The sequence below is a fragment of the Pseudidiomarina homiensis genome, assembly GCF_003987225.1.
GTDB classification, from domain to species: Bacteria; Pseudomonadota; Gammaproteobacteria; order Enterobacterales; family Alteromonadaceae; genus Pseudidiomarina; species Pseudidiomarina homiensis.
Genome location: NZ_PIPX01000001.1, coordinates 1,191,699 through 1,216,591, shown reverse-complemented (window position 1 = coordinate 1,216,591; position 24,893 = coordinate 1,191,699). Strand labels below are relative to the sequence as shown.

Sequence of the window (24,893 nt, the reverse complement as noted above, 5' to 3'; positions counted from 1 at the left end):
AAAGTAACGTGCAAAGAACATTTAACAGGGGGAAGGGCATATTTTAGTGCGCTCGACCTACAGAGAATTTGGGAAACGGCTAACTCAATAAAAACTTGTTAACGTGGCCCAAAGTTATCGGAGCGGTCTCTAATCAGGGCCAATTTGATAAACAACAGAGGAGTTGGCAGGCGCCAAGGACTCTTATTTCATGAAATTGGAGAACATCATGACAAACATGTTTAAAAAATCGCTAGTCGCCTTAGCTCTTGCTGGCGTTAGCACAGGCGTGATGGCTGCAGACATCGCGACTACCAGCACAACGACAGTGTCTAACGAATATTTGGAAGTCAATAGCACAGTAGATTCTAACGCTATTTCTGTGACTCTTGATGACGAATATACAGAGAACGACTTTCTGATCCTGACCTTTCCTGGTACAAACTCAGTAGTTTTAGGTAACCTGGCAACCAGCATCAGCGTTCCATCGCAATCAGTGATTGTGGGTGCAGATGACAGCGCGACAGCTGCTGGTCAGGTATGTGATCCTGCTTCAGGAACTTACGCGGGTTCAGCCGACTGTTCAAACGATTACGATACTAAATCATTCACTGTCGACTACGTATTGTCTGACACTGATGATCTAGGCAACACTTATGTTAAGTATCGTGTGACCAATCTTGGTACTTCAGGTACTTCAACAGTAGCTGCAGAAGTTCCATTTGGTTCTGTAACTGTAAATAGTTCAGCATTGCAAGGTTCTTCTAGCTATGACGTAACCTACTTTGCTCGTCCTAACTACGAAAACTACTCAGGTAGTGGCCTTGCAACTGAAACTGGTGTTGACCCGCTTGACACAGCAGATTCAGCTTCTTTGTTCGCAACGGGTGATCAGTTCTCAGTTTCAGTATCGACCCCGTTCGATCAAACTGTTGACGTAAAAGATCCTTCTAACCGTACATTGTTTGTTGATGCACCTACCAACCAAGACGTAGCGACATTTACTATTAGTGAAAACACAGTTGATGTTGATGGCGTACCGACAGCTTTTGCTCTTAAAGCAACATTTGTTGACGCGGACGTATCTATCTCTGGCAACAACATGTTTGGTTGGTTAGCTGATAGTGACCCGAACAACACTGTTTTTGATTACGGTACCCAAGTTGCTTTTAATCCAGCAAACTGTGGCGCAGATCTTGCTCACACTGCCGGTGAAATGACATTTACTTGTGCTGCTGGAAGTTTGGGTGTTGCTGAGACGCTTACTTTCACTCTAAACGGTACTGAAGTTGTTAACAGCGGTAGTTTCACTATTGATGCAGTTGTTAACTATTCTGACGGTGCTTCAGCTACAGGTTCTACAGACCTAGAGTCTGCGGACCTTGGTATGTGGGATGTTAATGGTTCAGTAACCTTTATTCCTTATATGCCTTATTCAGCGCAAAGCGAAGCCAATCAAGCTGGTTTAGCTATCGATCAAATCATCTATGTAACTAACAAAAATAGCTCTGGTTATGGATCTGGTATCGTGCCAAGCATTTCAGTACGTTACATCTTAGAAGATGGTACTGAAGGTACGTTGAGCAACACCGACTTAGGCGGTATTAAAGCTGATGCTGGTATCACTAAGATTACTGGTCAAGTACGTCAAGCACTATTCGCGGAAGGTCTGTTGACTTCTAGCAAGAAAGTTGCACTTGAAATCGTAATCGATGAAGATCCAGATCTAATCGAAGTATACTCAGCATATAACGTTGGTGGTTCTGACCGCGGTTGGGTACAAAACGATTCACAACGCGTTTTTAACTAATTACAGTAAAACACGTTAGCAATTGATTCAGCTCTAGCTGAAGAAAGACAAACGCTCCCTTCGGGGAGCGTTTTTTTTTGGTGCGCCAGGCACGGCGCGTAGCGCCTTGATGAGCGCTGTTCCTGTACAGGTGGTGCTGACAGGAAGACTTGGAGGTGAAAGTCCTCTGTGAGCCCGGTAAGGGGAATCACTAGCTGAACCGCAAGGGTGTCTACCGCGAGGTAAAATCTGAAGGAAGCGGCAAGCAAAACACTGACCTGACGAACAGAAACCGCATACGAGGCGTCTATAGTGGGTAAGGTAGCCAATACTATTAAAGCCCAATACTTACACGGAAACTGTGAACGTAGATGCGGCAGGTATAAGTGGGACGGTCACGCGCATTACCCTGGGAGATCTGTTGCTCTGCCTTAGGCTACTGATGCTGTGAGGTATCAGGATGGAACAGCAGAAGTCAGCCGAGGCCGTAGTAGGTTGGTCACCGTCAACTGAAGGGCTGAACATAGGTTATGAATCGGAGCCTGTTGATTCGATGATGTTACATACCACAGCAAGAGCGATAGGCTCACCTGACCCAAACCGCGAGACCAGAAGTCTACGTTGGACAGTCAGGTTGTGCAGTACATCGCGGCATCAATCAGAACCTCTCCGAGCGGGGCTGATATGGAGCTAATATCAGCGATAACCAACCGGTCAAATATGCTGCAAGCTTACCAACGGGTATGCCGAAATAAAGGCGCACCGGGGGTAGATGGAATGACAACAGATGAGCTGAAAAGCTATCTGCAAACCCACTGGCAGCCTATCAAACAACAACTGCTGGAAGGCAGCTATCAACCGCAACCGGTGCGTAAGGTCGAGATACCCAAGCCCGGTGGAGGCATACGGATGCTGGGCATCCCGTGTGTGATAGACCGCCTTATCCAGCAGGCAATGCATCAGGTACTGAGCGACCAGTTCGAGCCGATGTTCTCACCACACAGCTACGGGTTCCGACCAAGCAAGAGCGCCGCGCAAGCGGTGCATCAAGCCCGGGATTATATGGAGTCGGGTAAACGCTGGGTGGTGGACATTGATATGGCAAAGTTCTTTGACCGGGTGAATCACGACCTCTTAATGTCGCGCATTGCCCGTGTTATTAAAGACAGAACCGTGCTTAAACTGATACGCCGCTACCTACAAGCAGGTATCATGGAAAACGGAATCGTGACAGCACGAACAGAAGGCACGCCGCAAGGCGGGCCGCTCTCACCCTTGCTATCGAATGTCCTACTCCACGAACTGGACATGGAGCTGACGAAACGAGGTCATAGCTTCTGTCGCTACGCAGACGACTGCAACATCTATGTAGGCAGTGAACGCGCCGCGCACAGAGTGCTTGCCTCGACGACTAAGTTCCTGGAACAGCACCTGAAGCTCAAGGTCAACCGCGACAAGAGTGCCGCCGACCGACCATGGAAGCGCTGCTTCCTTGGTTACACGGTGTGCAACCGGAGATATAATATCCGGCTACGGGTTGCCGATAAAAGCGTGAAACGCTTTAAAGACAACATTAAGGCTCTACTGCGAATGGCCAGAGGCTGGAGCATCCGTAAAACGGTGAACGAACTGACCCCTAAACTACGTGGCTGGATAAATTACTTCCATCACGCAGATGTGAAAGGAGTCTTCAATGAACTTGATGGCTGGCTTCGTCGCCATTTAAGAAAGATCCTATGGCGACAATGGAAACGAGGTCGAACCCGAAAGCGGATGTTGATGCGCCTCGGTATTAATGAGAAACGTGCAATGCTAAGTACCACCAATGGGCGTGGTCCATGGTGGAATGCAGGTACGTCGCACATGAATCAGGCAGTACCGAAGAAGTTGTTTGATAGACTGGGATTGGTATCGTTGATGGACAGTTACCATCAGCTCAAATATAACTTATGAACCGCCGTGGTACGGAACCGTATGCCCGGTGGTGTGAGAGGACGGAGGCCGTAAGGCCTCCTCCTACTCGATCCGATGATGTAGCCCGCAGTTCTACTGCGGGTTGACTACAACCATCGCATAATGTTCGGGTTTGCCCCGTGGTAAAACCACGGGGTACCAGTAGTAACAAAATATCAACGTGCGTGTATGGTATATGAACCTTGTCAACCCATTGTTATCAATGTGATTGTTTTTTAGACTACGTAGGTGAAAACGCTGATCTAACAACAATAAATAGAGTCATTACTTACGTTCGACACAGTAAGCGGCTCGCAAGGAATTCTGATGAAAAAACTAACCTTACTCTCAGCTGCGATGGCAGCACTATTCGTGAATGGAACCGCAACGGCATTACCCGCGACTCGAATTTCAACGGACGATGTACGTGTTTCGTACGCATTTTTGTCGTTTGTTGAAACGTTTGACACGCGCGATATCACCGTTACTTTGCGTGATGAATACGCCGTGGGCGATTTCGTTATTTTGCTGTTTCCAGGCGAGACTATTGTCGATACCAGTCCTTTAGCGCCAAGTGCATTAAGCACTGCAGGAGGTGGTTTGAAGGGCGTGACGCTCGATTACGTGACCGCGGGTTATGATGCTGAGAATGAACAAACATGGGTGAAGTACCGCGTAACGGAGCTTACCGGTAGTGGCAGTGATACCACCGTTGGGGTCTCACTTAATCTTGGTAACGTAACGATCAATGCTCCTGAGTTGGAAGGTCTAGATAGCCTATCGGTGGAGACGATTTCGCGTACGGGCTACGACAATTATCCAGATACCGAGGGCGATACACCTGACCCGTTAGATGTAGCTGATGAAAACTCTGTGAGCCTAGTGTCGATTGCGATTCAATATCAGTATTACAGCCCAATGCTGAACGATAGCACGTGGGGTTTTGATCGCACCGTTGATGTCATCAATGACTATCGTATTGCATTTACGTCGGGCTCAAATGACGTCGTAATTTGGGATATTGATGGAAAAAGCGGTGGTTTCGACGGTTGGGCCGCTCCTTACGAACGTCGTGTGACCTATTCGGGTGCGAATATGTTCAGTTGGATTGTTGACGAATCTCCGAATGACCCCAATTCATTTGATTTTAGTAGTCAAGCAAGCGCTACTGCTGGCTGTGAAATTGAATTCGTATCCGTTAGTGAGCTGGTCTCAGTGTGTGAAACAACTGCTCTTTCACATTATAGAAGTGATCTTACATTGACACCGAATGGCACCGCGATTATTCCAAGTGGTACGTTCAAAGCGCAAGGTCGCATTCTTACCAATGGTGTCTCAAGTTCGACGAGCATACCGTATACACTGCGCAGTGGTGATCAACCGGATTACATCGTAGAGTTAGCAGAGCTTGACTACGGCGAGTGGGATATTAACGGTTCTGAAACCCATATTCCGTACATGCCTTATTCAGCGCAAGCGTCAGTCGATGCGGGCAGCACCGGTATCGACCAGATTCTGTATGTGACCAATAAGAGTCAGAAAGACTACAGTGACTTTGAGCCACCGATTTATATTGACGTGATCACGGAGTCAGGTGAGCGTGAGCACTTTAGTAGCGATGACCTTGGTGGTCTGACAGCTGGTAAAGGCATCACTAAGCTTGCGGGTGCGTTGCGTGAAGCAATGTTTGCTCGAGGATTGCTGGATGCTTCGCAGAAGGTTTCGATTACTGTGACCGTGCCTGAGAATCCTGCCAGTATTGAGGTGTATTCGGCTTACAACGTTGGTGGTTCTGACCGCGGTTGGGTGCAGAACGATTCGCAACGTGTTTACGACGGCAACGGGCCAAGCTAACATCGTAGCCCGCAGTTCTACTGCGGGGTAACTTTAACCACCGCAGAATGTTCGAGTTGGACCCGATGTAGCCCGCAGTTCTACTGCGGGTTTTTTTATGTTTGGCGATGGTTAAAACGTTGGGTTGGACCCGTGGTAGAACCACGGGCTACGCATTACAAAAAATGACGATAATGAATAATTCCAAAATGGGGTGAACCGATCTATTCTGAAGTTAATGTTAGCAATAAGAAAGTAAAATGAGCATACCCGCACGACCCAAAATATTTCATATTGTTCATGTCGATAGACTTCCGGCGATCATTGCTTCCAACGGCTTATTGAGTGATGCTCGAATAAACCAGAATACTGTCGATTCGGGGACTACGATCGGATTAAGTTCGATCAAACTGCGTCGACTTCAGCAAAACATGCTCAGCAGTTATCCAGACTTGTATGTTGGTCAATGTGTGCCTTTTTATTTTTGCCCTCGCTCTATCATGCTGTTCATGATTCATTGCGCGAATGATGATCAATTGACGTATAGAGGCGGGCAACCTGAGATTGTTCATTTACAAGCAGATCTTTACGAAAGTGTTCAATGGGCACAAGAGCATCAGCGACGTTGGGTTTTTACATTATCGAATGCTGGCTCCGCGTTCTTTGAAGACAGAAATGATTTGAGTCAGCTGAATGAACTTAACTGGGCGGCCATCAATGCGAGGGATTGGCGTTTGTCCAAAGACGGAAAGCAATCAGAGTTTCTTATGGAGGAAAGTTTTCCGTGGCATCTCATCGAGGAGATTGGTGTTCAATCGAGAACTGTCAAGTGACAAATGCAGTCTGCGCTACAGAGCACAAACCCTCGATTACAATAAGGCCTGACTGGTATTACTAAGGAGACCGCAAAAATGCTTGAACTAACGCGTGGAGATATCTTGCGTGCAGACGTAGAAGCTATCGTGAATACCGTAAATTGTGTCGGTGTCATGGGGCGAGGTATTGCGCTACAGTTTAAAAAAGCATGGCCTGCAAACTTCGAAGCGTACGCTATGGCATGCAAAAACAACCAGATTAAGCCGGGCCAGATGTTTGTGTTCGAAACAGGGCAACTTGCAAATCCACGTTTTATTATTAACTTCCCAACGAAACGTCATTGGCGGGGTGCAAGTCGACTCGAAGATATCGACGCAGGATTGCAAGCACTGGTCGCAGAAATCAAAAGATTGAACATTGGGTCTATTGCCATTCCGCCATTGGGAGCTGGATTAGGAGGACTCGATTGGGACGTTGTGCGCGAGCGAATAGAAGCAGCCATGCGCCCTTTGAGTGAAGTCGAGATTCTTGTATTTGAGCCTAGCGGAGCTCCACAAACTGACCAAATAGCTAAAAGTAAAAAAACGCCGCTTATGACTGCTGGAAGAGCCGTACTTATCGAGCTTATGGAGCGTTACTTAAAAGGGCTTCTTGATCCTACAATTTCACTCCTTGAAGTACATAAGCTTTTGTATTTTATGCAAGAAGCTGGAGAACCGTTGCGTCTGAGATATCAAAAAGCGCATTATGGACCCTATGCACAAAACCTTCGTCATGTGCTAAATGCGTTAGAAGGACACTTTATTTCTGGTTACGCTGATGGTGGAGATTCACCTGAGAAGGAATTGCATTTAGTACCGGGTGCCGTACAAGAAGCTCAAGAGTATCTTAAAGCTTATTCGGATACTCGGGAGCGCTTTGAACGTGTTTCACAGTTGGTTGAAGGTTTTGAGTCTCCGCAAGGACTTGAATTACTCTCGACAGTACACTGGCTGAAGAAACACGATAATACCAACGATGGAGATGAGCTCGTAGCACGTGTTCACGCATGGAACAAAAGAAAGCAAATTTTCACCTCGAGACAAATTCAAATTGCAGAAGGTGTATTGAACAAGCATCGTTGGCTGTAACTACTCTGGGAGCCGTGATTGCGGAGCTTGATGATTTGCCCTATATTTAAAACATTCACTTAAAGGGAGAACGTGATGAAATACGATGCACAGAAAGTGGATATGTTACTTAAGGAAATGCGTAAGAGCGCTGAGCGAGTAGAAGCTCTTCGGAAGAAGCTTGAAAACTCACTTGAAATGAAGCGTTTATCTAAAGCAGCTTAACTTAAGTTAATTCATTGATAATTCTAGAAAGCAAGCGCCTTGGCGCTTGCTTTTTTTTGTGGGCGTGTAGCCCGCAGTTTTACTGCGGGGTAACTATAACCATCGCACAATGTTCGGGCTGGACCCGTAGTAGAACTACGGGCTACCCACTACAACCATCGCACAATGTTCGGGTTAGACCCGTAGTAGAACTACGGGGTACTCATACGAGGTTGTGTGACATTTGCGACATAAAAAGTACGATAATTCTTTACAAATCATATTCCTAGGGTAATTTAGAAAGCGCGGTAAAAGGAATGAGGACACCGGCGCATTTCGTACCGCAGGCTTTTGAAAGCTGTTGCGCTGTATGACAAAAAACAAGGAATATGGATATGTGTAAAAGTAGTTTCGCAGCCGTTGCGCTTGGCGCCGCGGCTTTTTTCTCGTCTATGGCATTGAGTGCTGACTTACAACAAACCCAAGCAGTACGAACCTCACCCGAATACCTCTCGCTGACCGATAGCTTTAATTCTTCATCGATTCACATGGAGCTTCGCGACAGTTATGCCCGCGGTGACTTTATTATTCTGCAGTTTCCAGGCGAGGGTGTGGTTGACACTTCGAGCCTGCCCGCCCAGCTGTATATTGAGAGTCAGAAAGAATACAACCTGCCGACCACCAACTTTGTCTTCAATGTCGGTGATGACCGCGACCACCCATGTCACACGGCGGTGGCTGCGAATCCGCAGTACACGCACTGGCATTATGAGTCGCAAACGACCTACCCGTACTTGACCATCGACGAGCTTTGTCGTGGTTACATTAGTGAAACCGAGCATTTTCTGCGGGTCTGGGCCGCGCCTGATCTGCTGCGTGCTTACAAAGGGCTGACCTTGGACAACATTGGTAGCGGCTATCTTGCTGCCGAAGATCTGACATGGGTCAAGTTCCGCATTACCGACTTCAATGGTCCGAGCGAACTAACCACCGTGGGGGCGCCCATCGATTTTGGTGCGGTGTCGCTGGATGCCGCTAAGCTAGTGGCGCTGAATGCGTCGAGCTACCCCGTGATGACGGTGTCGCGCACCAATTACGATGGTTATCCGGATGTGCCTGGCCATGTGCCTGATGAACTTGATGTGCACAACGAGGACCGCGCCACGCTTGTTACCCTGCAGCCGCAATGGCAAATGAAGGTCGGGACAGAGGTGTTTGATCGCACGGTCGCGGTGGAGGAGCCGTACCGCCGACTGTTTGTGGTTGGTGCTAGCGACAGTGACGCTGACACGGATAGCGCCGAGTTTCAGTTGCAAACCGCTGCGTTAGACCTTGCGGCTGTACCGCAGAACGTGACCTACACGTTGTCGGGCAGTGATCGGTTTTCTTGGTTGGGCTTAGGGGCAGGGGAGCTGGAGCCGGGCGACTTGAGTCCGCACGTGGAGCTACCGAGTTCGAGCTGCGTATGGCTAGAGGTGACCGCCGACGCGTTGCAGTGGCGTTGTAATGCGCAGCTTGCCGACGGCAGTGACTTATTGGCATCGCAGCTGTTGAGCTTGCGCTTGAACGGTGAGTTAGTGGTTACTCATGGGGATTTTACGCTGACCGCAGTGGTTGGTTTTGGAGAGGAGCACACCGTTGACCTTGACCCGCTTGCACTTGGTGCGTGGGGTTTGAATGGCACGGCATTTACGGTGGCTGCTCTGCCGTATGCGGTGCAACAGGTGTCGGCGCAGTCTGGGGTTGGGGTGGATCAGATTCTGTACCTGACCAACCGCAAGGTGTTTGCTGCGGGTGATGAGATTCCCAAGGTTTACATAGAGGTGACGGATGCTGATGGCGTGCGCCATGAGTTAGCTGAGGCGTTAGTGGGTGACTTACGTGCGTCGACCGGCGTCACCAAGCTCGCCGGCGTGGTGCGCGAGGCGCTGTTCGCCAAGGGCTTGCTGCATACCAGCCAACGCATCGCACTGACCGTGGTGGTCGCGCAAGAACCCGACCTGTTAGCGCTGCACTCCGCCTACACCATCGGCAACGACCGCAACTGGATGCCGAATGATTCACAGCGCGTTAGTAGCCCGTAGCCCGCAGTTCTACTGCGGGGTAATTACCACCACCGCGTCACATGGTAGCCCGCAGTTCTACTGCGGGGGATGCCCAATTCATCGATCATGACGGAAATGTCAGGTTAAACCCGTGGTAGAACCACGGGCTACGCACAATGTTCGGATTCCCCCGTGGTAGAACCGCGGGCGGCCCCAGTGTATGCTAAGGGCTTTTCTGCGACTTCAGGGTTGGGTATGACGCGAGCGGTGCTGGCAAACGCTTCTTGGATGATGATTGAACGCGTATTTACCATGGCGGTGAATTTGGTCGTGACGCTATGGTTGGCGCGTGCGCTTGGGCCCGAAGTGTTTGGCCAGTTGGCCTATGTGCTCGCCGCGGTCACGTTGGTGTTGCCCCTAGCTGCTCTTGGCGTCAACGACGTGGTGACTCGCGAGCTGGTCGAGGGGCATCACTCGCGCAAGCAAGTAATGGCCACCACCCTTGGCATGCGTCTCATCGGCGCCGTTCTCGGCCTGGGCTTATTACTGGCCTGGGTGCTGCTCGCCAATGACCTTGCACTCGACGCCCGCATGGCCCTCGCCGTACTGGCGCTAGCGACCGTCACCCAAGCCGTGCAGGTGGTGCGCTTTTTCTTTCAAGCGCAACTTGCCCACAAGCCGATCAGTTTGGTACGTAGTGGCGTCGTGCTCGTTAGCGGCATCGGCAAAATTCTGGTCGCCTGGTGGACGCAAGACTTATTTTGGATCGCCGTGGTGTTTGCCGCAGATTATGTGTTCACCGACGGCGGCTTGTTGCTGCTTTATCGACAAGCCACGCGCAGCTGGTTAAGCCTGCGCGATTTTTCCTTCGATTACGCCCGACAACTTTTTCGGCAAACCGGTTGGTTGTTGCTGTCCGGCGTCGCCGCAGCAATCTACCTGAAAATCGATCAGATCATGCTCGGTCACATGACCAGCGATGACGTCTTGGGCAATTACGCTCTGGCCGCGCGACTTTCCGAAGCGTGGTACTTTTTGGCGGTCGCCATTGTCAGTTCCTATTTTACTGTACTTATGAAGCACCGCGAGGAACGCCCTCAGTGGTTCACAGCGCGCGTGCAACAGTTAGTGGACGCCATGTTACTGCTTTCGCTGAGTATCGCCGTAGTGGTGTCGTTTGCGTCGCCTGTGGTGGTGCCTTGGCTCTTCGGTGCGGAGTATCAAGCGAGCGCCGCAATTCTGGCGGTGCATATCTGGGCCGGTGTGTTTGTGTTTATGCGCGCGGTGGCGAGTAAATGGCTGTTGGCCAAGCGGTACATGCCGTTTTCGTTGGTGACGCACGGTTTGGGCGCGGTGTTTAACGTGGCGGCCAACCTGTGGCTGATCCCGCGCTACGGCGGCATGGGCGCTGCACTTGCGACCGTGCTGGCGTACGCCATGGCAGGCTACTTTAGCTTCTGGTGCAGCGCCAAAACCCGCCCCATGGCCCGGCAAATGACCCACGCCTTGCTGCTCCCGCTAACCCTCGGCTACCGCTATTGGCGCCGGTAACAACCACCACCGCGTCACATGGTAGCCCGCAGTTCTACTGCGGGGTAACTACCACCACCGCACAATGTTCGGGTTGGACCCGTGGTAGAACCACGGGCTACCCCATGTCGTAGCCCGCAGTTCTACTGCGGGGTAACTACCACCACCGCACAATGTTCGGGTTGGACCCGTGGTAGAACCACGGGCTACCAATGACATGGATTTGCTTGTTTTATAGACAACAACTACAATAGGTGTCGATTTTGACAATTCGCATCGCTAATGGAGAAGCAACGCATGTCACGCAATTATGATGATAAAAAAACTAACTACACCTACGATCTTCCGCGAATGGAAGCTGCTGTTGAAGGTCGCGACAGTGAAGAGGTTGTTGAACTCAAAGGCGCAATGACGCCAGAAGAAGTTCAACGCCAAATGGAGCAGGTTTACTATCAGATGCAAACACTTGAGGGATAGTAAATAAAGGAATCGTGTCATGGAACGACAACTGACGGTAAGCTACCACTTCTTGAAAATTTATATGAATGCGAGCGAACAGCCGCCGCATTGCTATCCATCTGAACTCTCCGATAAGCAAAAGTTTAATCATTTCATTGCTAATTATCTAGCTCACGGATTCGGTGATACAGACCTTTTCCCGGGCCGAATGAAAGAATCTACTGACGTTGATAAAAACGACCCCAAATTCATAGCAAAAGTACAATACGCGAGAAAGCATCACCTTTGGCACTATCACATCGGAATTCCATGTTATGAAGCTACAGAAGAATGTTCACGGGGGGATTGGTTGTCTGCTTATCTGCTCAACTTCCAAAAGTTTTCTGAATCCAAGATCAAATTAGTCGATTTCAATAGTCACCCGCCATTCACTTTCCCAAGCGAGACTGAGTTAGATGGTGATGAGGAATTAGTCCCCAGGGAAAAGCCACACCTGCGTGTGGTGAAGTAGCCCGTAGTTCTACTACGGGGTAACTACCACCACCGCACAATGTTCGAGCGTGACCCGTGGTAGAACCACGGGCTACAATCACCGCGCAATGTTCGGGTTGGACCCGTGGTAGAACCACGGGCTACCCCATGTCGTAGCCCGCAGTTCTACTGCGGGGGATGTCGAATTGATCGGGTATACCGGAAACGTCGGGTCGGACCCGTGGTAAAACCACGGGGTACCCATGTGCGGACCAACGCCAACAACACGGACTAATGCATTCACCGAAGGTTGCTGATAAACTTGTCGGCATTGGACAACTGTTTGACGCATAAAGAGATAGAAACGCGACTATGGGACTTCGCTCACTCGCTCGCAGATATTTACCGTCGGAATTAAAGGCGTCGTTGCGGGCGTGGCCTGCGCGTGTGAGTCGTTGGGTGTTGCCATTGTTTGCGCGTTGGCGCTGGAGCAGCTCGCTGTATTACGGACTTTTCAGTCGCGCCTTCACCCGCGAACATTTTGGCGTAATACAAGGCCGCCGTGCCTATTGGCGCTCGCTCAACCAAGACCAACAGAGCTATGCGTTGCTTCGCCGTAACACTCATCGTCTGGAAAAAGGCCTGATCATGCGCCCGCGGCGCGCGGTGTTTGCCGAAGCCTATATTGAAGAAACCGTGCAGATGTTCCTACGCGCACAGCAAAGCAAGGTTATTGCCGCAGCGGAATTAAACTGGGCGCACGATGTACTGCATGAATACTTTACCGTAGTGCAAGACACCCCAGTGATTACCAAAGCGCGTGAGCTATGGACAACTCGTACAACCGCCGATGCAACAAACTCGGGAGCGGTGCCGTATCGTCGCGCAGACGCTCCGGCGTTATCGGTTAACGCCGATGACCTTGAACAGTTATTTCGGCGGCGGCGTTCAGTACGTTGGTATTTGCCCGAAGCGGTACCAGAACAGTTGCTGACTCGCGCAGTGAACATGGCGACGCTAGCGCCTTCGGCTTGCAATCGCCAACCCTATTCGTTTTATGTGATTAACGATGCCGCGCGTGCGGCGAAGGTGGCCAGCTTTGCCGGCGGTACAGTCGGTTTTGCGCAGCAGATCCCAGCATTGATTGTGGTGGTAGGTGATTTAAGTGCCTATCCACTTGAACGCGACCGCCATTGCATATACATTGACGGCGCATTGGCTGCGATGCAATTGATGCTCGCTACCGAAACCTTGGGCCTTGCAACCTGTCCAATTAACTGGCCCGACATCGAGCAGCGCGAACGCGCCATGCAGCGAGAATTGCAGCTCGAACCCTACCAGCGCCCCATAATGCTAATGGCGGTGGGTTACGCCGACCCCGAGGGCGGCGTGGCGTATTCAGCGAAGAAGGATGACCGCGTTTTGATGCGGCAATAACGATGGATTTTGGTGCACAGGAAGTTAAATGAAATACCGTTCTGAAGTTGATGGCTTAAGAGCATTTGCCGTTCTCCCCGTAATTTTATTCCATGCTGGCTTCGAGCTATTCAGTGGTGGTTATGTTGGCGTCGATATTTTTTTCGTGATCAGTGGGTATTTGATTACGTCCATTCTTCTTAAAGAGTTAGCTCAAGATAAGTTTAGTATTATCCATTTTTATGAGCGCCGTGCTCGTCGGATCTTACCAGCGTTATTTGCTGTCATGCTGGCGTGTATTCCGTTTGCTTGGGCGTGGCTTGACCCCTTTGCATTGAAAGAGTTTTTTCAAAGTCTCGTTTCTACTGCCCTGTTTTCGTCAAATATCTATTTCTTTTTAAAAACCGGCTACTTTGACGTTGCTGCAGAAATGAAGCCGCTCCTGCATACGTGGAGCCTGGCCGTAGAAGAGCAGTATTACGTCATTATTCCGATTGCCATGTTATTGCTTTGGCGTTTGAGTTTACGTTCAATGGCGATAACCTTTTGGCTCATTTTCATCGTAAGTTTATTAGCCGCGCAGTATTTTTCGAGCGTTAACCCTAGCTTCAATTTTTATCTACTGCCGACTCGAGCCTGGGAATTGATGATGGGCTCACTCGTTGCAGTTCACGCCGATAAATTGAAAATTGGCGAAGCATCAAAAACCAAACAGTTGTTCAGTGTTATTGGAATGGGACTTATTTTGCTCGCGATTTTCGCGTTCGATGACAGGACACCGTTTCCTAGTTTTTATGCGTTAGTGCCGACACTAGGCACCGTATTGGTTTTATGCTCTTCCGCACCATCAAATTGGGTCAACAAGTTTTTGAGCTGGAAAGGTTTTGTCGGCGTAGGTCTGATTTCATACAGTGCTTACTTATGGCATCAACCATTGCTGGCCTTCTATCGCGCGAAGACATTTGAAGAACCTAGTCTCTTAGTTGGTGCTCTTGTCGTTATTTCAACGCTTATGCTTGCGACCATAACCTATTACGTGATTGAGCAACCCTTCCGTAACAATAAAAGTCGAACTTGGACTCGTCGAAACGTATTTGTGTTCTCATTTGTTGGGATTGTTGCGTTTTCGACAAGTGGTATTTACGGACATATGAAGCAAGGTTTTCCAGAGCGAAATGAAGAATTTCTTAGATTAGCTCAAAATTATGGGTTAAGTAACGCTTGCTCTGGAGCAAGTTTTGATGACCCACGTTGCAAGTCAAGTGCTGATCCCAAGTATATTTTATGGGGAGACTCCCATGCGATGCACCTTGGTAAGGCAGTCGCTGAGGTTGTGGGTGATGCCGGAGTCTGGCAAATGACATTGTCCGCATGCCCGCCAGTAGTGGGAATTAAAGAAGCACCTCGGAAAGAATTGATAACGTGTCCAGATTATAATGATTTGGTTTTTGAGAAGTTACAAAGCTTGGAAAGCACGAATCAGCGAGCCGTACTGGTGTCGTCGTCAAAGAGTATTTCAATCTATCGCTGGAAGAGTAAAGTAAAAGCGACGTTTGATAAGTTAAAGTCATTGAATTACGACATATATCTTGTCTCGTCCACACCTCACTTTCCTGGAGTTGAGGGCTGTATAGTTAAGTCTCTAAGTGAAGGTAATGGATTTAGTGACTGCCAATATAAACTTAGCGAAACAACAAACTACGAATTACTTCAACGCGAGAAGAAGTTGGCGAAAGAATTAGATATTCATTACGTTGACCTCGTCCCACTATTTTGCAATCAGGGGGGAGACTGTAAAATAACGAATGGAAACGCGCTGTTGCTTCGTGATGAAAATCATTTTTCGCTTGAAGCTCAGCCCCTTGTTGGGGAAAAAATCCGTTCAGCACTAAATTTGTAGTTTAACTAACGAGTTAGCTGGTTTATCTTTTGTTCAACTTGTTTCCACATCTTCCGTGTGAGTTCTTTTTGCTTGATTGACTGAGTTTCAAGATGATTACGGATCTGAGTCATCTTCTCACTATCTTTCAGTAGAGATATCACACGGGACGCCTCATCAGCTGTCTTGTTTAGGTCAATCAAGTAACTTTCATGTTCATAATCAGCGAGTAGCGCCTGATATTTGTGACTCCAACTTGTAGCAAAGGAAGGTATTCCTTGGCTGAGAGCGTTGACGAGTCCGTGGAATCGACTAGAAATGACAAGGTGTGATTGACCAATGACCCATTTACACTCTTTTGCTGTGTTAGGTGTCACAATCGGAATATCAAGTCCATCTAGTCCGTGTAACAGCTGTTTTGCTAGCGTTGTGTCTTCAGCTTTCTCATGCACGAGAATAAAGGGCTCGAAGCCTTCGTTATGTGTTTTTTCCAAAACTTCACGACAAAAATTCAGGTATTGCGTAGACACCAGGGCATTGCGAAGCATTTTTAGGTTTGGGATCAAACATACCGATTTGAGAGAAGGTTGGAAGTCAGAGTAGGGCGTGGGCTTAACTAAGTTGGTAAAATCCGGAGACTGTTTAACTTCCGCTTGTGTAACTCCTAAATCAGAGAGGTACTTTAATGAAGCCTCATCTCGCGCAAAGAGTAAATCAGCATTATTGTAGATAGGCAGAAATGCTGTTTTGACAGCTTTTTTTTCAAACGGGCCGAATGCTTGTGGTAAAAGAATCAGAGGAATCCTTGTTGATTTTAACCTATTGATTTCTAAAGCTAACTTGTTTTTTATAATGCCCGGTGCCCAAGGATCGCCATAACCGTATCCGCTGGCATCAAGGACAATATTAACTTCCGAGCTTTTTACAATGCTTAGTTTGTGTAAAATAAACTTTGGGAAAATATTCAGAAACTGCAAAGTGTTGTACCCTTTCCTCAAATAACGTGCTTTGAGCATCAACTCAAAGTGTTTGAGTTGTCGGCGAGAGACAGGTGGCTCTACTACAAAGCGAACATCTGGATAAACAACTTTAAAATGGTCAATAACGGCTGAAAGCATGAGCTCGGCGCCCTTATTGTTGAATCCAATTCCCTTGATTTCAATGGTGAGCATATGGTTCGGTGTTGAGAAATAATAGGGTATAATACCGCGCTTTCACGGAATCTCAATTCAAACACGCACTGATTGGCGAAGGAAGTTTTGTGAGTAAACAGTTTAGTAAAGTGTCCGTTATTGGTTTGGGCTACATTGGCCTCCCCACAGCTGCAATTTTTGCGCGTGAAGGAACCGAGGTGATCGGAGTCGACATCAATCAAGCTGCCGTAGACACCATAAATAAAGGCGAAATCCATATTGTCGAACCGGGGCTGAGGGAAGTTGTGCGACACACGGTTGCGGAACATAAATTGCGCGCCACTACCCAACCTGAGGCCGCTGACGCTTTTGTAATTGCAGTTCCGACTCCATTCACCGAAAATCGTGACGGTGATTTAAGCTATATTCGGGCAGCGGCAGAAGCAATTGCTCCAGTACTAAAGACTGGTAATTTAATCGTTCTTGAATCTACTTCGCCTGTTGGTACCACCGAAAAAATGGAACATTGGTTAGCAGCTGCGCGGCCTGATCTTAAATTTCCTAGCGAATATGGTGATAGTGCCGACGTATTGGTTGCGTATTGTCCCGAACGAGTTTTGCCTGGAAAAGTTATGGACGAGTTGGTCCAAAATGATCGTATTGTCGGAGGTTTGTCGAAGGCATCCAGCGAAGCTGCAGGCGACCTCTACTCGATTTTTCTTAAGGGAAACTGCTTAAAAACCAATGCTCGTACCGCTGAAATGGCCAAGTTGACCGAGAATAGTTTTCGGGATGTTAATATTGCTTTTGCAAATGAGTTGTCACTCGTATGCGATGAGCTAAACATAAATGTTTGGGAACTTATTCGATTGGCGAATAGACACCCACGCGTAAATATCCTGCAGCCAGGTCCAGGAGTTGGCGGGCATTGTATTGCAGTTGACCCTTGGTTCATTGTCAGTTCGGCTCCAAAGACTGCAAAGCTAATACGCACAGCACGAGAAGTAAATGATAGTAAACCGCTGTGGGTGCTAAATCGTGTACTTGAGACGTTGACTCGGGTCGCTGCGCAAAAACAAAAATCCATTTCGGAATTGACGGTCACCTGTATGGGCTTAGCGTTTAAACCTAATATTGATGACCTGCGGGAAAGTCCGGCTTTGGCGATTGCGAAGGAAATTGCTGCCAAACATAGTGGGACAACCTACGTTGTCGAGCCTCACATTAAGGCTGATGCAAACCCAGTTGAGGGCGCAAAGCTGGTTGAAATTGACTTCGGATTGAAGCATGCAGATGTTGCGGTTTTACTTGTTGATCATAATGAATTTAAAGCTATCAGCCGAGGTGAAATTGAACATTTAGCCTGGATCGATACGCGCGGACTTATGGATCATTAGGGACCTTGAATGTTATTTATTGTTAGTACTGCCGTAAAGGTCGGAAAAGGAGGAATAAGCTCAGCGCTTGTTGGGTTTACGCAGTCAAAAGTATTGCGAGATTATGGTTTCCGCGCAGTAAGTTCTCATAGTGAACGAGACAAGAAGCGCCGATTTTTATCAGCCTATCGAACTTTACGGAATGAAGTTACCGCAAAGGATACCGCTTGGTTGCACTGTGGCCCGTGGCTGTCACTTTTTCGGAAGTGGTTACTCGCGCGTGCGGTAAAGAGGGCTGGTGGTAAAGTTATCTATCACTTCCATAGCGCAAAAATGGAAGCGTATTTGCTCAGTCCCGTTGGTCGTTTTTTTATTCGAGCTATGTTGCGTAATGCTGACGGTATAGCGGTGTTGACGCCGTGGTGGCAACGTCTATTTGAACGTAAGTTAGGTGCGTTACCGTGCCCAATTGCAGTAATAGGAAACCCGTTAGGTGTAGAGCTAGAAGGCATTGCTCATCAGCCTGTTTCGATAAAGCCTCCAGAAGGTCAGATAACGCTACTTGCAATGGCGCGTCTGCTCGAAAAGAAAGGCGTTGCTGATGTTGTTCATGCACTCAAAGCACTCCCCAACAATTATGTTCTATTGGTTGCTGGTAGTGGTCCGCAAGAGGACGACTTAAAGCAACTTGTAAAAAAGTTGAAGCTTAACGAGCGCGTGTCGTTTCTAGGCTGGGTTGATTACGATAAAAAATTAGCCGTCATCGAGAAAGCCAATATATTTTGTCTTCCATCACGGTATGATTCGTTTGGTATGGGATTCATTGAAGCTATGGCTGCAGGTTTACCAGTTGTAGCGTTACGCCAAGGCGCAGTTCCCGATGTTGTTTTAGATGGCGAAACAGGTATTTTGGTCAACGATGCGTCACCATCGACGTTAGCTAAAGCTATTGAGCTGGCATATGCGAACCGAGTGGAATTAGCGAAAAACGGTAAGCAACATGTTCTAAGGAATTACTTAAGCGAAAAACTAGCTGAGTCTTTCATCCAATTTAACGAAAGCATTGTAAGACAGGCCAAATGACGAAAAAGAAATTATTAGTGGTGTTTGGGACGCGGCCCGAAGCCATAAAAATGGCGCCCCTTGTGAAGGTATTGCAGGCGAACCCGAATATTGAGTGTAAAGTTTGTGTTACAGCGCAACATCGCGAGATGTTAGATCAGGTATTGCAGCTATTCGCCATTAACCCAGATTTTGATCTGAACATTATGAAGCCAGGTCAAACTCTGCATGATGTTACGAGTTCTATTTTGATAGGTCTCAAACCTATACTTGAGCAGGTGAAGCCTGATTTCGTGTTGGTTCACGGAGATACCGCAACGACTTTTGCGACAGCTCTTGCGGCCTATTATGGTCAGCATAAAGTGGGACATATCGAAGCAGGGCTTCGTACTGGTAATATTTATTCGCCATGGCCAGAAGAAGCTAATCGCAAGCTAACTGGGGTATTGACCAATCTCCATTTTGCGCCGACCGCCTCTGCAGTTGAAGCGCTTGAGCATGAAGGTTATGACCGCGCCACTATTATTCAAACCGGTAATACCGTCATCGATGCTTTGCTTGACGTTGCGGATTTGCTAAAGGGTGATGACGAACTACGTGGCCGTCTCGATGATCAGTTCAGCTTTCTCGACAAGAGTAAGCGTTTAGTCTTAGTGACCGGGCATCGACGCGAGAGTTTTGGCGGAGGCTTCGAACGAATTTGTCGAGCCATCCGAAACATTGCAGATCGTTTTGAGGATGTCGAGTTTCTCTACCCCGTGCACTTAAATCCAAATGTGCAAAAACCTGTGCGTGAGTTATTGGCAAGCCATCCAAGAATTCATCTTATTGCGCCGCAAGATTATCTCCCTTTTGTGTATTTGATGCAGCGGAGCTATCTAATTTTAACGGATTCAGGTGGAATTCAAGAAGAAGCCCCTTCACTTGGCAAGCCGGTATTGGTAATGCGAGATACAACAGAAAGGCCTGATGCTGTTACTGCTGGGGTCGTCAAATTGGTTGGAACGCAGCAGGAAAATATAGAAATTGGCCTTAGTGAATTACTTACCGATCGTGACGAATATGCTCGCATGAGTGTAGCGCAGAACCCATACGGCGATGGTAAGGCTTGCTCGCGAATTGTTGATGCTCTTTTGGCTTACTTAAATGAGTCTAACGTATGAGCAATAATGAGGTAATGGTAGGCGGAATTGCAGTTCGGCCTTTCAAGTCTATTGATGAGGCAGTTGATTGTGTCATCAATGGCGGTGATATTTTACAAGGTTCGGCTATAGCAATTAACCCGGAAAAGGTGATGCTGGCCAAAACCGACGAAGAATTAAGGTCGGCTATTGATACATCGGTATTAAGGTATGCTGATGGTATTGGAGTGGTGAGAACGATACGTCGCAAAGGGTTCTCAAACGTACGTATACCTGGCTGTGATCTTTGGCAAGCATTGATGGTAAAAAGTGCTGAGCTAGAAATACCAGTGATGTTGATTGGAGCTAAGCCTGAAGTAAGCCAAAAGGTAGTATCGCGACTGAAAGAGCTTGGCGTATCGGTAGTGTATGCATGCGATGGTTACTCTTTCGACGAAAGCGAAGTTATTAATGCTCTTATTAACCATAAACCTAAAATTATAAGCATTGCTCTTGGCTCGCCGAAACAAGAGAGACTGATCTATCGTCTTCAGCAAGCCTATCCTGAAGCGTTTTATCAAGGGGTTGGAGGAACGTTCGACGTCTACGTAGGGGCTGTGAAAAGAGCGCCAACATGGGCGTGCGCCATGCATTTAGAATGGCTTTACCGTTTATGTTGCCAACCAAGTCGAATTTTAAGACAACGAAGTTTAATTAAATATTTGTTCGCTGATTTAAGCGGTAAACTATAAAGAATAGGGATGTACGATGAGTGATCAGCCGTTAGTGACGGTTTATATGCCAACCAAAAACCGATTACATCTTTTAAAAAGAGCGATCGCTTCCGTCCAAGCTCAGACCTATCCCAACTGGGAATTAATTGTGGTCAATGATGCATCGACGGACGACACCGCTAGCTTCCTAGATGAGCTAACTGAAACGCACGCAAATATTCGCGTCATTCACAATGACGAAAGTGTTGGAGCTTGCGCAAGTCGCAATAAGGCGATCAAGGCTGCAAATGGAACCTTTGTCACTGGGCTTGATGATGACGATGAGTTCTTACCTACGAGGATTGAAAAAATGGTTGCGGCATATTCGGAAGAGTATGCGTTTGTCTCGACAGGACTGTTGTGGGTGACAAATAAAAAATCTAAGCCTATTTTGGCAACCGATATGATAATGACTCCTGATACTGAGCTCTATCTAAATAATGCGGGTAATCAGGTTTTGACCACCAAAGAGAAATTTTTAGCGGTTGGCGGTTTTGATGAAAGTTTCGTTTCGCTTCAGGATTACGAATGTTTTTATCGTTTAGTGTGTAAATTTGGAACAGCTAAGCGCATTAGCGAGCCTTTGATGAATGTTCATGTTTCACATGGTGAAACTCGCATCTCAAGCAACCCGAAATCAGTCAAGGGTTTTTATCAATTCATCGAGAAACATAGAGATGCATTCAAACCTTCACAAACCTATTCGATGAAAAGTAGGATTTTGGGTCGCCAGGGCAAAAAGCTCTCGCTTCGTTACGTCTATTATCGTGGATTAAGTACTTTACTTCGAATCATGAACCGTTAACTCGTGGTTTGAGCTGGTTTTTGTCGGTTTTTGACAGAATGGAAAGTCGATAAAGGGTAATGGCATAAATAACTGCTACAAGGTGGCTAGGCTGGCCGCTAACAAACGCATGGCCAGCCATAATACCGTGCCCTAGATAAATAAATAAAGCTAAGCAGAATGCAAAGTGGTCGACCGTTGGCCATTTAAAAAATAAAATTACCGTTAGTAAAATTAAGAAACAGTGAGTTGAGAATAAGAATGTTGCGTAAGGAACACCGTAATGCCCCACTGCATCTTGCCACTCTTGCTCGATTTCGCGGTAAACATCAAACGAGCCTTTGTTGTTATCTATAACGTAGTACTCTCGACCAACGCCTTCAAAAAAGGAAGCTCCATCTCCCTTTAAGTATATTTGCTGAGGATACGTGTCGTAATGGCGATTAGCTGACTCAACTAATCGAGCGCGAGGGTTTTCTCCTTCTAGTATCTCGGAGGCTCTTTCAAACTGAAATTTAAAAGAATCAAAGTTGTTGGTTACGTATACTGAGGCGACGGAAATACTCGATACTACCGAGATGATGATGCCAACTTTTAAGAACTTTTGTTTTTTTGATTTGGGTCTTAAGAACAACGCAATCACAAAAGTAAAGCTCGCAGTAATAAGCGCTCCGGCAGCCCATCCCGCTTTTGTTCCTAATAGCATTACACTAAGTATGCATGCTCCGACACTAATAAGATTCCGAAAATTGATTTTTTTATATAGATTTGCGAAAAGAACACATAAGCTCAACAAAGCCGCTAAGCCTACATCGTTACCGCCGATATAAAACGATTGAACCCCAAAAGCGTAATCGCCATAACTCTGATTGCCGATCCCTGTTACTAACGAAAAAATCATTGCAATGCTAAAGATCAATCCAAAGTGTGCGATCCCCTTTAAAAAGAGCTCGGTCTTATCACCAAACTTTTGCAATAAGCTTAAACAAATCAAAAGGACGCAGAAGGGGTATATTCGACGCATCATATGGTTTACGTCGCGTGTGAAAAGAATTTCACCATCTGGATACGTAGAAACCAGAAGCATCAAAGACCAAAAAAGCATAAAGCTTTTTATCACCCAAGGTATGGGGCCAGTCAATGTATAGGCTAAATAAAAGCCTATGAGTAATAACAGCGTGCGATACAACAAACTGATTCTTAAGAAGTCGAGACCTACATAAGATAGTACGCCATACATCGTGTCCAACCAGATGATTGGAAAAACAAGTGCGACTGACAGTAGCCAACCTAGCTGTGACTTAGAAAGTATAACGTTCATCGGTGACCTTTCGTGCTTGTCGTCGCTTTTTGATCAAGAGGTATGAGCTCAACCCCGTCAGTCCAACAATCATCCAAAAGAGCATGAATGTGACCATAACGAATATTCGTTTAGGGAAAACAGAACCAGTAGGTGCTTCAACTTCAGATGTGTAATTGATGAGCTTAAAATCGCTCGTTGTAAGTAAAGAAAGTCGAGTGTTCACAATGGTTAGTTGCAAACTGATAACTTCTTGAAAGCTGGGGTCAGTGGCTGACTCAAATAACTCTCCAAGCTTTTCTTTTTGAGAAGTTAATTCTGCAATCAACTGTTCAAGCATTACAGTATTTAGCTCTGAAACGATTAATTTCAGCTCTTCGACTAAACCAGCTCGATACAAGTTATGCCAGTGTATGATGTGCAGTTCGTCTAGTTGAAAACGGTAATAATCCAAATATTGTTTCACAAAATAGGTAAATTCTTCTTGGCTTTGAAAAAATTCGTCCACTTTTGGAGATTTTGCATATAAGGTTTTTGCGACCCGCTCGGCAAACTCCATGCTGCTAGCATAAAACGCAAAACGAACTTCTGGACGCCTTGTAAGAGCTTCGGAAGTTTTTGCGGTGTGCCCTCCTATTACCGAATCATCAACTTCTCTAAGTATACCTTGATGATAAGCCGCTGGGTTTAAGGTGAAAATGACGCTAGAGCGATATACTTTGGGTAACATATTCACATAGGTATATGCAGAGAGAGCTCCTAGGCCCACTAACGAGAGTGTTAAAAGCCAATGACGGAAAACCCACTTGAAATAATCAACTAACGTCAGATTAGTCATCGGTGTTGGCGTATCGATACGCGTGTAAAATATTCAGTGTGAGCATTAGAAAAACGCCAACAATTAATCCAACAATTAGCCAGACTAAACCTGAGAAACCAACAGGTTTTTGCGGAACAACTGCAGGATCAATGACTTCGTAAACATAATCCTTATTCGCCTCAATCAGCATCGCTCTTTTATACTGTTCTTGAAGAAGATAGAGTAACGATTGCTGAACTTCTGCTTGCTGAATTTCGCTCACTGTAGATGTTAGATAATCAATCTGCTTGGTTATTTTCTTTTTGTCGCTCGCGCGCATGTAGTCATTAATTTCTTCAACTAGTATTTCAACTAGGCGCTTTGCGAATACAGGGTCTACGTGAGTAACAGCTAATTTAACAACGCGAGTTGTACGATCGTTTTCAATTGAAACAATTTCGCGCAGAGGGGCGTAACCTTCCCATAACTCTGGGGGCTTGTTGCCCTTCCAGCTTTGGTTAGAAGCGTCATAAATGTCGTTGTCGAAAATCGGTTGTTGCTTCTCATCATTCCATCCTTCGACGGCTAACAAGTAAGGCATGAGACCGTATTTTTCGATGATCAAATAAGAAAAGGTACGAGACTGTAAAATCTGAATTGCGAGCTGCGTATTATTTAACCGCAATGCGCCGATATCAATGCCGGCCAGTCCAGCTAATCCAGATAAGCCGCCGGCAAGCTCAGCAAGTCCACCAGTGCGCTCTTCACTAGGAGCTAACACTGCAGATGCTTCATATTCAGTGGGTAAAACAGCCTTTATTCCCCAAAACGTTAGTCCAAGAAAAAGAGGTACCACGAGCCACCACAATCTCAGTGCTTTGGCGCTTTGGACAAACTGCTCACTAGAGAAAATAATGAGAGGCTTTTGACTCATTTTAGGTCCTTCTTTATTGATTTGGCCGTCGATTTTAGCGAATGCGTTGCTAATTTGCTATTCACTTAGAGCCTTTGAGTGTAAAAATTACCAAATGTCAGTTGCTGAAATTACTCAGTATCGTAAAC

Annotated in this window: 21 protein-coding genes; 17 read left to right on the top strand and 4 right to left on the bottom strand. The window is 47.0% G+C overall.

Translation table 11 applies throughout. The annotated features are described in order from the left end of the window. The first annotated feature begins 208 nt into the window (after positions 1 to 208). The 12 genes from CWI70_RS05805 to CWI70_RS05755 all read left to right on the top strand — a co-directional run bounded on the left by CWI70_RS05805 (position 209) and on the right by CWI70_RS05755 (position 15,504). The gene (locus CWI70_RS05805) at positions 209 to 1,789 is read left to right on the top strand and encodes a hypothetical protein (RefSeq protein ID WP_126771362.1); all 1,581 of its coding nucleotides are present in this window, start codon (positions 209 to 211) and stop codon (positions 1,787 to 1,789) included. A 663-nt stretch (positions 1,790 to 2,452) separates the two neighbouring features. Beyond that, the gene (gene ltrA / locus CWI70_RS05800) at positions 2,453 to 3,721 is read left to right on the top strand and encodes a group II intron reverse transcriptase/maturase (RefSeq protein ID WP_126771360.1); all 1,269 of its coding nucleotides are present in this window, start codon (positions 2,453 to 2,455) and stop codon (positions 3,719 to 3,721) included. Between the two features lie 327 nt (positions 3,722 to 4,048). Beyond that, positions 4,049 to 5,575: a hypothetical protein gene (locus CWI70_RS05795; RefSeq protein WP_126771358.1), complete on the top strand. Its 1,527-nt coding sequence runs from the start codon at positions 4,049 to 4,051 to the stop codon at positions 5,573 to 5,575. Between the two features lie 239 nt (positions 5,576 to 5,814). Next, positions 5,815 to 6,387: a type II toxin-antitoxin system toxin DNA ADP-ribosyl transferase DarT gene (gene darT, locus CWI70_RS05790; RefSeq protein WP_241967827.1), complete on the top strand. Its 573-nt coding sequence runs from the start codon at positions 5,815 to 5,817 to the stop codon at positions 6,385 to 6,387. Positions 6,388 to 6,465: 78 nt separating this feature from the next. After that, positions 6,466 to 7,500, top strand: coding sequence for a type II toxin-antitoxin system antitoxin DNA ADP-ribosyl glycohydrolase DarG (darG, locus tag CWI70_RS05785; protein ID WP_126771357.1), 1,035 nt, complete (start codon positions 6,466 to 6,468; stop codon positions 7,498 to 7,500). A gap of 75 nt (positions 7,501 to 7,575) precedes the next feature. Continuing rightward, positions 7,576 to 7,704, top strand: a complete 129-nt coding sequence (locus CWI70_RS12510; protein ID WP_258239980.1) for a hypothetical protein — start codon at positions 7,576 to 7,578, stop codon at positions 7,702 to 7,704. A gap of 374 nt (positions 7,705 to 8,078) precedes the next feature. Beyond that, complete coding sequence (locus CWI70_RS05780) at positions 8,079 to 9,767, top strand: hypothetical protein (protein ID WP_126771356.1); 1,689 nt, start codon at positions 8,079 to 8,081, stop codon at positions 9,765 to 9,767. Positions 9,768 to 9,920: 153 nt separating this feature from the next. Beyond that, positions 9,921 to 11,279, top strand: a complete 1,359-nt coding sequence (locus tag CWI70_RS05775; RefSeq protein ID WP_126771355.1) for a flippase — start codon at positions 9,921 to 9,923, stop codon at positions 11,277 to 11,279. Positions 11,280 to 11,555: 276 nt separating this feature from the next. After that, positions 11,556 to 11,735 carry a hypothetical protein gene (locus CWI70_RS05770; protein ID WP_126771354.1) on the top strand — a complete coding sequence of 60 codons (180 nt, stop codon included), beginning with the start codon at positions 11,556 to 11,558 and terminating at the stop codon, positions 11,733 to 11,735. Between the two features lie 19 nt (positions 11,736 to 11,754). Next, complete coding sequence (locus CWI70_RS05765) at positions 11,755 to 12,228, top strand: hypothetical protein (protein WP_126771353.1); 474 nt, start codon at positions 11,755 to 11,757, stop codon at positions 12,226 to 12,228. Positions 12,229 to 12,560: 332 nt separating this feature from the next. Then, complete coding sequence (locus tag CWI70_RS05760; RefSeq protein WP_126771352.1) at positions 12,561 to 13,625, top strand: nitroreductase family protein; 1,065 nt, start codon at positions 12,561 to 12,563, stop codon at positions 13,623 to 13,625. A gap of 28 nt (positions 13,626 to 13,653) precedes the next feature. Continuing rightward, positions 13,654 to 15,504 (top strand): acyltransferase family protein, encoded by a 1,851-nt coding sequence (locus tag CWI70_RS05755; RefSeq protein WP_126771351.1) that lies wholly within the window; start codon positions 13,654 to 13,656, stop codon positions 15,502 to 15,504. Between the two features lie 5 nt (positions 15,505 to 15,509). On the opposite strand, the gene CWI70_RS05750 is transcribed toward CWI70_RS05755, so the two are convergent. Beyond that, positions 15,510 to 16,655: a polysaccharide pyruvyl transferase family protein gene (locus CWI70_RS05750; RefSeq protein ID WP_126771350.1), complete on the bottom strand. Its 1,146-nt coding sequence runs from the start codon at positions 16,653 to 16,655 to the stop codon at positions 15,510 to 15,512. An 89-nt stretch (positions 16,656 to 16,744) separates the two neighbouring features. On the opposite strand from CWI70_RS05750, the gene wecC reads away from it, so the two are divergent. From wecC to CWI70_RS05725, 5 genes are read left to right on the top strand one after another with little or no spacing between them, the layout of a single operon-like run. After that, on the top strand, positions 16,745 to 18,013 hold the full coding sequence (gene wecC, locus CWI70_RS05745; RefSeq protein ID WP_126771349.1) for a UDP-N-acetyl-D-mannosamine dehydrogenase: 1,269 nt from the start codon (positions 16,745 to 16,747) through the stop codon (positions 18,011 to 18,013). Between the two features lie 9 nt (positions 18,014 to 18,022). Beyond that, on the top strand, positions 18,023 to 19,075 hold the full coding sequence (locus CWI70_RS05740) for a glycosyltransferase family 4 protein (protein WP_126771348.1): 1,053 nt from the start codon (positions 18,023 to 18,025) through the stop codon (positions 19,073 to 19,075). Beyond that, the gene (gene wecB, locus CWI70_RS05735; RefSeq protein ID WP_126771346.1) at positions 19,072 to 20,217 is read left to right on the top strand and encodes a non-hydrolyzing UDP-N-acetylglucosamine 2-epimerase; all 1,146 of its coding nucleotides are present in this window, start codon (positions 19,072 to 19,074) and stop codon (positions 20,215 to 20,217) included. The genes CWI70_RS05740 and wecB overlap by 4 nt, the downstream gene beginning before the upstream one ends. Next, entirely contained in the window at positions 20,214 to 20,927 is a 714-nt protein-coding gene (locus tag CWI70_RS05730; RefSeq protein WP_126771344.1) for a WecB/TagA/CpsF family glycosyltransferase, read from the top strand. The genes wecB and CWI70_RS05730 overlap by 4 nt, the downstream gene beginning before the upstream one ends. 16 nt (positions 20,928 to 20,943) lie before the next feature. Further along, positions 20,944 to 21,753: a glycosyltransferase gene (locus CWI70_RS05725; RefSeq protein ID WP_126771342.1), complete on the top strand. Its 810-nt coding sequence runs from the start codon at positions 20,944 to 20,946 to the stop codon at positions 21,751 to 21,753. On the opposite strand, the gene CWI70_RS05720 is transcribed toward CWI70_RS05725, so the two are convergent. Genes CWI70_RS05720 through CWI70_RS05710 form a run of 3 tightly spaced genes read right to left on the bottom strand, consistent with a single transcriptional unit; the run spans position 21,740 to position 24,765 of the window. Then, positions 21,740 to 23,053 (bottom strand): O-antigen ligase family protein, encoded by a 1,314-nt coding sequence (locus CWI70_RS05720; RefSeq protein ID WP_126771340.1) that lies wholly within the window; start codon positions 23,051 to 23,053, stop codon positions 21,740 to 21,742. The genes CWI70_RS05725 and CWI70_RS05720 overlap by 14 nt on opposite strands. Further along, on the bottom strand, positions 23,034 to 23,870 hold the full coding sequence (locus CWI70_RS05715; RefSeq protein WP_126771338.1) for a hypothetical protein: 837 nt from the start codon (positions 23,868 to 23,870) through the stop codon (positions 23,034 to 23,036). Before CWI70_RS05715 ends, CWI70_RS05720 begins: the two co-directional genes overlap by 20 nt. After that, the gene (locus CWI70_RS05710) at positions 23,863 to 24,765 is read right to left on the bottom strand and encodes a GumC domain-containing protein (RefSeq protein WP_126771336.1); all 903 of its coding nucleotides are present in this window, start codon (positions 24,763 to 24,765) and stop codon (positions 23,863 to 23,865) included. Before CWI70_RS05710 ends, CWI70_RS05715 begins: the two co-directional genes overlap by 8 nt. Positions 24,766 to 24,893: the final 128 nt, after the last annotated feature.